Raw genomic sequence first — 11738 nt, forward strand, 5'->3', positions numbered from 1 at the left:
TGGCGATCTGGTTGGTCGTCAAACCAGCCGCTTGCGCCGAGGTCAGGGTCGACACTTGCGTGGTCGACAGCGCCACCACCTGGTCGGACGTCAGGCCGGCCACTTGCGACGATTTCAGGCCGGCCAGCGCCGACGTCTTGATCGCGCCGATGTCGTCGGTCGAGAACGTTGCCAGCACGTTGGTCGCCAGTGCGGCCAGTTGTGCGGAATCGAGCGCGCCCACTTGCGTGTTGCTCAGCGCGGCGCCTTGCGACGTGGACAGGTTCGACAGGATCGTGGCCGGCAGCGCGGCGATCTGCGTGGTCGACAGCTGCCCGATCTGGTCGGTGGTCAGGCCCGCCACTTGCGACGATTTCAGGGCGGAAATGACGGAAGTTTTCAGCGTATCGATGTCGGCCGTGGCGATCGCGGCAATCGCGTTGGTGCTCAGCACGCCGAACTGCGCCGTGGTCAGCGCGCCCAGCTGGACGCTGTTGAAGGCGGCGATTTGCGCGGAATTCAAACCGGCCGACACTTGCAGCGTGCTCAGGGCGGCAACTTGCGCCGACGTCAGCGCGTCGACCTGGTCCGTGGAAATCGCGTTGACCTGCGCCGACGACAGCCCGGAAATCACATTGGTCTTGATGGCGGCCAGGTCCGCATCTTGCATCGCCGCCACGTTGGCAGTGGACAAGCCCGCCAATTGCGCCGACGTCAGCGACGCCATTTGCAACGTCGTCAGTCCCACGACCTGGTCGGACGTCAGGCCCGCGACTTGCGAGGATTTCAAGCCCGCCAGGCTGGTGGTGCTCAGCGCGGCCACTTCATCGGTGGCCAGCACGGCGACGGTGGAGGAACTCAGTGCGCCCAGTTGCGCGGAACTGAAGGCGGCAACCTGGGTGGAATTCAGTGCGGCGATGTCGACGGTATCGAGACCGGCTGTCAGTTGCAGCGTCGTCAGTGCGCCGACTTGCGCCGACGTCAGCGCGGCGACCTGCATCGAATTAAGCGCCGCGATCTGCGTGGTTTTCAGGGAAGCGAGCGTGGCCGTCTTGATGCCCACGATATCGTTGGTTTCGATGGCGGAGATGCCCTCCGTCGTCATCGCATTGGCCTGGGCCGTCGTGAATCCGCTCAATTGCAGCGAATTGAGCGCCACGATTTGATTGGACGTAATACCCTGCGATATCTGAGCTGTCGTCAACCCCTGCAATTGCAGTGTATTAAACACAACCAATTGAGTACTGGTCAGGGCAGCAACCTGGTGGGTGCCAAGGGACGCCAAGTCTGCAGAACCGAACGCTGCAATCTGGTCGGTATCCAGACTGGCGATCTGGGAGGTACTCAAGAGGGTTAAGAGGCTCACTTCCGTTCTCCTTGGGGGACGACGCTACTGATTTAGACTCGCAACATGGCGATAGCCGGTCCAAACCGGCTACCAACCCATGCGCGCTACTTGTTTTTTGATGCTACCCTGCAACTATTTTTTGACGTCGCTCGATGACATTTACGGCCGGAAAGTTGATTTACTTTAATAACTATTTTCAATAACAGGTTTTAAAAATCAACTAACAGAAATAATTGTCCAGAAGGAAACACGCGTTTCCACGCGGGTTTGTCCTGAACGGTAGAGCGACCACAACTGCTTGGGACTTAAGCCGATTTCCACATGGATACGAAATAATTCCACATTGCCCGTCAGTATATCGCAGAACTTTCCTTGCGGAATGTTTTTCGTATGCAAATTTGCAACGTGAATTAATCTCTCACCAATCCTTTAACAATCCAGTTTCATTCAGTGTCATTGTCATTTTCCGCCGCCAACCGTGACCGTCGTCGCAGTCATGTACGACGCAGCCGGCGACAGCAGCCACACCACCGGTTCGGCAATTTCCTCCGGCCTGGCGACGCGGCGCAATGGAATCGACGGCGCGGCACGCTGCAAGCGCCCGCCATCACCGCCCCGCTCATGGATTTCCGTCTCCGTCATGCCGGGCGCCACGCCCAGCACACGAATGCCTTCGGGCGCCAGTTCCCGGCCCAAACCCAGCGTGAACCCTTCGACAGCCGCCTTGCTGGCGGCATAATGGACGTAATCGCCGGCGCTACCACTGGCGGCGGCCGTCGATGAAATATTGATGATGACACCCGCCGTACCGTGGCGCTGGAACGACGCCACCGCCGCGCGGCAGCACTCCATCAGGCCCAGCACATTGATGCGGAAGACGTCGGCAATCATGGCCGGGTCCGCATCCATAAAACGGGTAATGCGGCCGGTGATGCCCGCGTTGTTGACCAGCGCGGTGACTGGCCCCAGTTGACGTTCGGTGTCGGCAAACAGGCGCGCCACATCGGACGGGTCGCCGACATCGGCCTGGATGGCCACTGCCCTGCCCCCGGCGGCCTCGATGGCCGCCACCACCCCACCTGCCGCCTGTGCATCGCGCGCATAGTTGACGGCCACGGCAAAACCGTCGCGGGCGGCCGCCAGGGCAATGGCGGCGCCTATGCCCCGGCCGGCGCCGGTGACAAGTACTACTTTTTCCATGGAATGTTTCTCGCTAGCATGACGGCGAATTTTACGTGCTTTTGCCCGTAACACCCTCACCAATTGTCACACCGCAAGAATGTCGTGGCGGTTGCGCCACGACAAAATGACATCAGTCGACCGGGAGTAGATCGCCGTCGACAACCACGCGGTCACGGCCGCTACGCTTGGCCGCATACAATGCCTGGTCCGCCGCGCGCAGCAGCGACTCGCCGTCGCTCAGGCGCTCCTTGTCGTAGCTGGCGACACCGATGCTCATCGTCACGTGTGGACGGGTGGCATTGGGCGCGTGGGTGATATTGAGCGCCGCGATGCAGGCGCGGATGGCTTCGGCGTGCTGGCGCGCCTGCTCGGCATTAGTATCAGGCAACACGGCGGCAAATTCCTCACCGCCGTAGCGCGCCGCCAGGTCGGCTGCGCGCTGCAATTTACCGGCAAACGCTTCGGCTACCATGGCCAGGCACGCATCGCCTTGCTGGTGCCCGAAGTGGTCGTTGTAAGCCTTGAAGGAATCGATGTCCATCAACAGCAGCGACAATTCGCTGCCATGGCGCTGGGCCCGCCCGAGCTCCCGCTGCAAGGCCACGTCGAAATGGCGGCGGTTGGCAATACCGGTCAAGCCATCGACATACGATTGCGCGCGCAGCGATTCCGCCTGGTCGCGCAGCAGGCGTTCGCGTCCCACCGTGGTGCTGACGTCGCTGATCTCAATCAGGCAAAAGCGCTCGCGCCCTTCGGTAAACGGCGTGACGGCAATCGCCTGCTCCACCCGTTCGCCGCCCCACGTGCCGGACGGGTACAACGGAAATGGCGTGCGGTTCAGCGATTGCGGCAAGTGCGCGGCAATATTGTTGGTCAGCGCGCTGTGCACGGCCAGTTCCAGCCGCTGCCCCAGCAATTCCGGGAACAGGTCGAACAATTCCTGCCCCTCCACCCGGTTGGCAGCCATACCGGAATGGCTGGCCAGCCACTGGTTCCACAACACGATGCGCTTGCGCGCGTCCAGCACGATCAAGCCCAGGTTGGCCAGGCCGAGGACACGCTTGAACAGATGGGGATGCTGGGGAATGGCGGGCGCGGTGCGCTGGGCCAGGGGCGAATTCGGGAAGTGGTCGAGCATGCGGTCTATCCGGGCCGGCGGGCAAAGCAGGGATTATAAGCGCGCGATGGTCGATAAATACACGGGTGTGGCTGGAAAGACACTATCAGCAATAAAAAAACCGCACATGCGTGCGGCTTTCTTGTTTCACGCCTGGCGTCGGCGGCGCACCAGGTATAAACCGGCAAGGCCCAGCGCCATCAGCGGCACGGTGCCTGGCGCCGGCGTCAGCCGGACAATGCCTTCGATCACGTCGTTCTGGCACGTCTCGCCCCAGTGCATGGCGATCGTGGAGAACGTGGCCAGGTCGGTACCCGACACATTGATGGTGAATTGCAGCGACTGGTTCGCCAACACGGTCCAGGTACCGGTCTTGCCGGTATTGGTGACATTGGCCGCGTTATTGGTGGTCTTCACGGCCACTTCCTGGCCATTGCGGTACGTGCAACCGTTGGTGCAATTGATATAGCTTTCGGAATTCACCGTATTCAGCGCATTGGTGGCGCCATTGAGCTTGTACAGCGTGAAACTGCCGCCGTTATTGTTCCAGCGGTCGGCCAGGCTGAAACCATAGTCCCACACCGTGCTGTTGCCGGCATTGTCCGCGGCATAATGATCGGCCGCGGTACCAGCCGGATTCCACGTATCGCCCAGGAACACGTCGCCATAGCCAATGCCTTTGGCCACGTTGTTTGCCGTGTACGCCCACGAGTCGGAGCCGGCATGGCCTGCAAACGCCGTATTGATGGTCACCGTCAGCACGTCGCCGACGCGGGCAATCTTTGCGCTGTTGATGTCATACATGCTGCTGCCAATGACATCGCCCAGGCCATGAGCATCGGAGCCCCAGTAGGCATCGGTGATGGTATCGGTCAAGGTGCCGGCCTTGGCGGCCCCGCCCATCAACGCCAGGGCGGCAAATGCTGCACTAAGCAGTCGTTTCATGATGTTTCCTGAAGAAATTTATAGTTCCGGTAAGCAGGAATCATGCCTGGAATTAACTATTCTTTATAATCAAACATTTAGCGCAACAACAACTCGATTGCTGTAGCGCAATGTAAAAAATCCCGACAACATAGTGACAAGATATCAAATAGTCGTGTCGAAAAGCAAGAATTAAATCAAGAATGGCCGTGCAGTCCATGTTGCCCCACCGCGGCAACCATGCCACCATGCGGAACTGTCAGCCGTTTCACTGAGGAATCCAAGGAATTTTATGATGCACCGCTTGTCCGCCCCGCTCACTGCCCTGCTGCTGGCTGCCGCCTTGTCCGGTTGCCGGGAGCAAGACAAGGACGCCCTGGTAGCCAAAGCCATGCAGCACCGCGCCCAAGGGGAATTGCGCGCGGCGACCATCGAATTCAAGAATGTGCTGCAAGCGCACCCGGATGATGGCGAAACCCGTTTCCTGCTGGCGCAAACATATAACGAGACCGGCGAGGCGCTGACGGCGGAAAAAGAAATCCGCCGCGCCATCAACCTCGGCTACACGGCCGACGCGGCGCTGGCCGAACTGGCCAAGGCATTGCTGTTGCAGGGCGAATACCAGAAAGCACTGGACCAGACCGCCAAGGCCGTGAAGCCCGGCCCCACCCTGCAATGTATCCGCGCCGATGCGTTGCGCGCGCTGGGCAAGGCTGACGAAGCAAAGCCCATCTATGAAGCCGTGCTGCAGCAGCAGCCGAATTTCCCTGCCGCGCTGCTGGGCCTGGGCCGGCTGGCGCAAACGGCGGGCGACCCGGCCACCGCCGGCAAATATGTCAGCCAGGCGCGGCAAGCCGATCCCCGCAACACGGACGCCCTGTTGTTCATGGCGGACTTGCAGCGCTCGCAAAAACAGTATGACGAGGCGATGGCGACGCTGGACCAGATCCTGAAAATCGCGCCGGAACACCGTTCCGCCCACATTGAAAAGGCGTACATCCTGATTCCGCAGGCGAAATTCGCCGCGGCGCAAGCGGAACTGGATGCGGCCACCGCGTCCGGCCCCAGCGGCATGCTGGTGTTATATACGCAGGCGCTGCTGGATTTCACGCAAGGCAAGGATGCGGCGGCCCTCGATTCGCTGCAAAAAGTCTTGCGCGCGGCCCCCGAGCATGCGCCCAGCATGCTGATGGCGGGCATCGTCAACATGAACATGGGCGCCCTGTCGCAAGCGGAATATTATTTACGCAGTTACCTGCGCACCAATCCGGGCAACCTGTATGCCCGCAAGCTGCTGGCGTCGGCCTTGCTGAAGGCGGGCCAGTCGCCGGATGCGATGGCGGTGCTGGAACCGGTGCTCAACACGGCAGGCCAGGATCCGGAAATCCTCGCGCTGGCCGGCGAAACTTTCATGCAAACGCGCGACTTCAACAAGGCGGGCGAACTGTTCAGCAAAGCCGCATCGATCGCGCCGGACAAGAGCGGCTTGCGCACTGCGCTGGGCTTGAGCAAGCTGGGCAAAGGACAAAACGAAGCGGCGCTGGCGGACTTGCTGGAAGCGGCCCGCCGCGAACCCGGCAATGCCCAGGTCGGCATTGCACTGACCACCACCCTGCTGTCGCTGCAGCGTCATGACCAGGCGCTGGCGGCAGTGCAGGAACTGGAAAAGGCGCAGCCGAAAAATCCCGTCATCCACAACCTCAAGGGCATGGTGCTGGCGGCCCGCAAAGACTTGCCCGGCGCGCGCGCGGCGTTCGACCACACGCTGGCGCTGCAGCCATCGTATTACCCGGCGGCCGCCAACCTGTCGCGCCTGGAAATGGAACTGAAAGATCCGGCCGCCGCGAAAAAGCATTTACTGGATTTCCTGGCAAAAAATAAAGGCCATATCGACGCGATGACCGCGATGGCGGCCATCGCGGCCCGCGAGCGCAACTTGCCGGAAGCCACGCGCTGGCTGGAAAAAGCCCATGCGGACAATCCGGACGCCATGGCGCCGGGCGTGCGCCTGGTCAACCATTACCTGCTGCTACGCGAGCCGCAAAAAGCCGCCGCGCTGGCGGGCGCCCTGCAGGCAAAAAACCCCGACAATCCGGACTTGCTGGACATGCTGGGCAAGAGCCAGGTAGCGGCCGGCAACTTGCCGCTGGCCGTCGATGCCTATAAAAAACTGGCCATCGTCATGCCCCGCTCGCCGCAAGTGCACATGCAGGTGGCGGCGCTGTTCCTGCAAATGAATAACATCGGCCCCGCCGAAGACCACCTGAAAACAGCGCTGGCGATGCAGCCGGATTTCCCCGCCGCGCAACTGGCGCAGGCCGAACTCTACGTGAAACGGGGTTCGTATGACCTGGCGCTGATGATTTCAGACCAACTGCAAAAGGCCTATCCCAAGGCGTCCGGCGGCTACCAGCTGGAAGGCGACATCCTGATGGCCAAGAAAAAACCGCTGCTGGCGTTGACGGAATTCGAGCGGGCGCTGGCGATTTCCCAGACCGGCGACTTGCTGATCAAGACCGCCAATGCACTGCGCGCGGCCGGCAAGCCTGCGGAAGGGGCCGCCCGCATCGACCAGTGGCTGAAACAGCATCCGGACGATGTGCGGGTACAGCTGTACAAGGGTGAAATCCTGCTGGCCGACAAACAATACAAACCCGCCGCCGACCACCTGCAAGGGGTAGTACAGCGCTACCCGGGCAATGTCACCGCGTATAACAACCTGGCCTGGGCTTACCAGCAAACCGGCGACAGCCGCGCCATGGCGGCTGCCGAACAAGCTTATAAACTGGCGCCGCAACACCCGGTGGTCATCGATACGCTGGGCTGGGTGCTGGTGGAACAGGGCCAGGCGGCACGCGGCCTGAGCCTGCTGCAAAAAGCCAGCGCCGCCGCGCCCGAAGCGCGCGACATCCGCTTCCACCTGGCGCAGGCGCTGGCGAAAACCGGCGACAAGGCGGCCGCGCGCAAGGAACTGGAAACCGTGTTGTCCGGCAGTGTCCCGTTCGCACAGGCCGAACAGGCGCGGGCATTGCTGGCGCAAGTGCAATGACTATTGTCCGGCGCCCTGCGCAAACGTAAACACCTTGCGCTCGACAAACGCCATGTTCCCGTCCGCGCCGCGCGCCACTTCGGAAATCAGGTAGGTGCCGCTGGTCGGGTCGCCATTGGCGTCAAAGTCGATCGCCCCCGCCACGCCCTGGTAATCGATATCGCGCCCGGCTTTGGCGGCCGCCAGCGCCTGCGCAAACTGGCCGGGACCAATGGCGACGGGCGCGGCGCCATCCGGGCGCGACACCCGCTGCAAATTCGCCAGGATGGCGGCCCGCGTGTTGGCGCCGCCCTGCGCCATGGCCAGCGCCAGCAGGTACACCGCGTCATAGCCGGTAAACGACGTGCCTTCCGGCTCCAGGCCCACATTGCGGACGAACGCGTCGCGGTACGCCGCATAGCTGGGCGTGCTGCGGGGCGCGGTGGGCGACACCCATTGCATGCCCATCGCCGCATCGCCCGCGTTGCTGATGAAGGTGGCGCCGAAATTGCCGCTGCCGAACAGGCGCGGCATCTGGCTGCCCAGCTTTTCCTTCAAGCCCCGCGCGATCGACGCGCCATCCAGCGCAAACCCCACGATCACCACCGCTTGCGGTACGCCATTGGCCGTCAGCGCCGCCAGCTCGGCGTCAAACCCGACCGTCTTGGTGGCTGGATACGTGATATTGGCCAGTGGCGGATAGCCCCGTTGCACCAGCCGCTGCCGCACCGCTTCGCTGGCGCCCAGCCCGAACGCGTCATCCACGTGGATCAGCGCGACCCGGGTTAACCCCTGCTCGATGATATGGTCGGCCAGCGCCGCGCCTTGCAGCGCATCCGACGCCACCGTGCGGAACACCGTGCCCTTGTCGTCCAGCGACGTGATCAGCGGCGACGAACCGCTGGCGACAAACGGGATCCCGGCCGCGATCGTCACCTGCTGTGCGACCGGGATCGCCACGCGGCTGGAAAACGGGCCGAAGATGGCGACCGGGTCCAGCGCCGCCAGTTCGCGCGCGCTGAGCACGCCCGCATCGGCATCGAGCTTGTCGTCCCGCAGGATCAATTCCAGCTGCTGGCCGTTGACGCCGCCCGCGTCATTGATTTCCTTGACGGCCAGGCGCGCCGCATATTCGACAAATTGCCCCAGGCTGGCGGACGCCCCCGTGCGGGACACCAGCAAGCCCAGTTTCAGCGTGCCCGGCGTGGTCTGCGCGGCCGGGTTGGCGTCGACATTGGTGCCGCCCCCGCCGCCACAGGCCGCCAGCGCCAGCGCCAGCGCCAGCGCCCCGATCGTTGCCACCGCAAGTCTGTTCATAGCGTACCCCAACGGTAGGTATAGCTGAGCGCCGCGCTGCGGCCCGGCGCCGGTAAATCCACGCCGCCGTAACCCGGTTCCGCATAGCGGCGGTCGAACAGGTTGGCGATGCGCAGCGCCAGCAAATGCGGGCCGACCGCATGGTTCCAGCTAGCGTCCACTGTGGCGTACGACGGCAGTTGATACGGGCGCAGGAAGTTTTCCTGGCTGTTGACCTTGCTGGCGCGGCGCGGCGACACTTCCCGCGCCGCCAGCGCGAACTGGCCCCACGCGGGATGAAGGTATTGCCAGCTGATGCGCGCCACCAGGCGCGGATAGCTGGCGGTCGGCGTGACTTGCAGCGGTTGCAGGCGCGGCTGGAACTGGTCGTCCGTATCGGCCCATGACCATTGCGCCCGCCAGCGCTGCGCACCCACTTGCCACGTGGCTTCCGCTTCGGCGCCCTTGCCCTGCTGGCGGCCGCTGTTTTGCGGTTGCAAATTGGCGCCCACCGGCAGCAATTCGGTTTTCCCCCTGACGGTCAGGCGGTACGCGTTCAGCGACAGCGCCAGGTCCGGGCTGGCTTGCCATTGCAGCGCCGCTTCCGTGCTGCGCGACGTTTCCGGCCGCAGCGCCAGGTTGCCCAGCACTTCGCCCGCATACAGCGGTTGCGCATACAACTGCGCCGCCGAGGGCGCCTTGTATGACGTGCCATGCAACAGCTTCCATGCCAGCGACGGCGTGGCGTTGCCGACCAGCGCCAGCCGCCAGTGATTGCTGTCGCCAAAAATACTGTGGCTGTCGCGCCGCGCATTGACGGTCACGCCGGCCCAGGTCCATGGGCGCAGGCTGTACTGCAGGTAATAGCCCTGGTTCGTGATGCGCTCATGCGCGCCGGTGCCAGACACCAGCGTACGCTTGCCGCTGGCCGCGTCCACCGTGAAAATCTGCATGCGCTGTTCATCGTCGCGCACCCGGTCCGCGCCCGCCACCAGGCTGTGCTGGTCGCCGAAGCGGTATTGCGCTTCCGCGCCCAGTTCCCGCGTATCGAAACCCAGGCCGCGCACGGGGTAGGTTGCCGCCGAGCCCAGGCTCAGGCGCTCGCGCCGGTCCGGCCCGCCCTGCGCGTGCGCGACGCTGGCCCGTAACGTCCAGTTATCAAAGCCGCGGTACTCATGGTGCAGGCGGACCGTCGTCTGGTGCAACGCCAGGCGGTTGTTGTGGCTGAGGATACCGAAATCCAGGAATTCGCCATCCGCGTCGAGCCGGTAGCCATGCAGCATCAGGCCGGTCTCGCTGTTGTCCGTCACATACGCGGCGCGCAACAGCGCATTGCGCGGGTGCTCGTCGTCGTCCTGCGACAGATTGCCCCGCGCCGCCGTCACGACCCGCGCATACAGTGGCGAAGACCGGGGCAAGGCCATGCCGCCGCGGTCCGCCTGGTCGCCCGCCGCCGACACCAGCCACTGCCAGGCGCCGGACTGGCCGGATGCATGCAGCGCCGCCCCGCCCCCGTCCTGCGCGCCGCGCAGCATGGTGGCCGTGGCGGCAAAGGCGCGCTGGTCGCCGGGACGCGTGATGATGTTCACCACGCCAAGAAAAGCATCGGCGCCATACAGCGCCGAGGCCGGCCCGCGCACCACTTCGATACGCTCGATGGCGGCCATGTTGATCAGGCTGGCGCCGAGAAAATTGCTGGCATCCGCGCGGTAAGCGACAGTCTGCCCATCGATCATGACTTTCAGTATCCGCGACCACGACCGCACGCCGGCATTGATGCCCCGCACGCCGACGTTCGGCGCCACGCCATCGGAAATTCCGTACATGCCGGGCACCTGCACCAGCGCGTCGGCCACGGACCGGTAGCCGAACTGGCGGATATCTTCCGCCGTGATGACCGAGACCACGGCGGGCGCGTCGCGCGCGGCCAGCGCCTGGCGGCTGGCCGTGCTGAACGGCATGTCGAGCAGCGCTTCCACGCTGACGTTGAACAAGTCCCTGCCCGCTTCCTGCGCCTGCGCCGGAACCGCCAGTACAGCCCCCGCTGCCAGGGTCCACCATGGTGCAAGCCGTCGTTGACTCCGTTGCATGGGCAGTTCTCCGTATCCGGGCGACGGCTTATGGTAGTCCCAAAGGGGAGGCGCCGCGCATTCCCCGGGCCAATTTTGGCGTTTCCACCACAACATTTTGGATGACAAGCCACACCTGCCCGGCCTTGGCGTTTCCAGTGACGATATGCGCTTATACTTGCCTGTAGCCACAATTCGTACTATCCGTCACCACTCTTCCATCAAAGGACACGCTTGGCCATCCGTGCTTTGCCCACCGGACGCTGGCTGGCCATGCGCACTGCGCTGCTGGCATGGGCAGTGACGGCGGCATGGTGGCCTTTGATGGGCGCTGCGCAGGGAGCGGTGCCGAAAGAACAAATCAAGGCGGCGCTGGTGTTCAATTTTCTCAAGTTCACCGAGTGGCCCACGGAGAGCGCCAACGCACCGCTGGTGTTGTGCGTGGCGGGGCCGGACCGGAAAACCGAAGCGGCGTTTGCACAGGTGCAAGGACGTATGATTGAAAACCGGCCGATCCAGGTGCGCACCGTGCGCGGCAGCGATGTCGCCGCCTGCCACCTGCTGTACATCCATGACAATGGCCGCGACCTGGTCACGCAACTGGCGGCCAGCCACCCGAACTTGCTGACGGTGGGAGACCAGGATGATTTCACGGATGCCGGCGGCGTGATCGGGCTGGTCGAATACCAGGGACGGATGCAATTCAAGGTCAACCTGGACATGCTCCGGCGCGGCAACTACAAGGTCAGCTCGCAGTTGCTGAAGCTGGCCGTGAATACGCGGTAACGGGGACAG

Annotated in this window: 7 protein-coding genes and 2 pseudogenes; 2 read left to right on the top strand and 7 right to left on the bottom strand. The window is 63.3% G+C overall.

The window, feature by feature from the left end; translation table 11 throughout:
• From GJ700_RS34895 to GJ700_RS00520, 5 genes and pseudogenes are all read right to left on the bottom strand, one after another.
• Nucleotides 1–1210, bottom strand: a pseudogene (locus GJ700_RS34895) (heme utilization protein); the annotation flags it as partial.
• Nucleotides 1211–1228: 18 nt separating this feature from the next.
• Nucleotides 1229–1345 (bottom strand): annotated as a pseudogene (locus GJ700_RS36205) (hypothetical protein); the annotation flags it as partial.
• 441 nt (nucleotides 1346–1786) lie between these two features.
• A complete protein-coding gene (locus GJ700_RS00510) occupies nucleotides 1787–2527 on the bottom strand; it encodes an SDR family oxidoreductase (protein ID WP_154370702.1) in 741 nt (246 codons plus the stop codon).
• A gap of 112 nt (nucleotides 2528–2639) precedes the next feature.
• The gene (locus tag GJ700_RS00515; RefSeq protein WP_154370703.1) at nucleotides 2640–3647 is read right to left on the bottom strand and encodes a GGDEF domain-containing protein; all 1008 of its coding nucleotides are present in this window, start codon (nucleotides 3645–3647) and stop codon (nucleotides 2640–2642) included.
• 126 nt (nucleotides 3648–3773) lie between these two features.
• Nucleotides 3774–4571 carry a PEP-CTERM sorting domain-containing protein gene (locus GJ700_RS00520; RefSeq protein WP_154370704.1) on the bottom strand — a complete coding sequence of 266 codons (798 nt, stop codon included), beginning with the start codon at nucleotides 4569–4571 and terminating at the stop codon, nucleotides 3774–3776.
• 271 nt (nucleotides 4572–4842) lie between these two features.
• On the opposite strand from GJ700_RS00520, the gene prsT reads away from it, so the two are divergent.
• Nucleotides 4843–7599: an XrtA/PEP-CTERM system TPR-repeat protein PrsT gene (prsT, locus tag GJ700_RS00525; RefSeq protein ID WP_154370705.1), complete on the top strand. Its 2757-nt coding sequence runs from the start codon at nucleotides 4843–4845 to the stop codon at nucleotides 7597–7599.
• Here the strand turns inward: prsT and GJ700_RS00530 are convergent, their stop codons facing one another.
• Both GJ700_RS00530 and GJ700_RS00535 read right to left on the bottom strand, forming a co-directional pair.
• Nucleotides 7600–8895 carry an ABC transporter substrate-binding protein gene (locus tag GJ700_RS00530; protein ID WP_154370706.1) on the bottom strand — a complete coding sequence of 432 codons (1296 nt, stop codon included), beginning with the start codon at nucleotides 8893–8895 and terminating at the stop codon, nucleotides 7600–7602.
• A complete protein-coding gene (locus GJ700_RS00535) occupies nucleotides 8892–10964 on the bottom strand; it encodes a TonB-dependent receptor plug domain-containing protein (RefSeq protein WP_195763728.1) in 2073 nt (690 codons plus the stop codon). The genes GJ700_RS00530 and GJ700_RS00535 overlap by 4 nt, the downstream gene beginning before the upstream one ends.
• Before the next feature lie 213 nt (nucleotides 10965–11177).
• On the opposite strand from GJ700_RS00535, the gene GJ700_RS00540 reads away from it, so the two are divergent.
• On the top strand, nucleotides 11178–11729 hold the full coding sequence (locus GJ700_RS00540) for a YfiR family protein (protein ID WP_154370708.1): 552 nt from the start codon (nucleotides 11178–11180) through the stop codon (nucleotides 11727–11729).
• Nucleotides 11730–11738: the final 9 nt, after the last annotated feature.

The organism is Pseudoduganella rivuli, from assembly GCF_009674485.1.
Lineage (GTDB): Bacteria > Pseudomonadota > Gammaproteobacteria > Burkholderiales > Burkholderiaceae_D > Rugamonas > Rugamonas rivuli_B.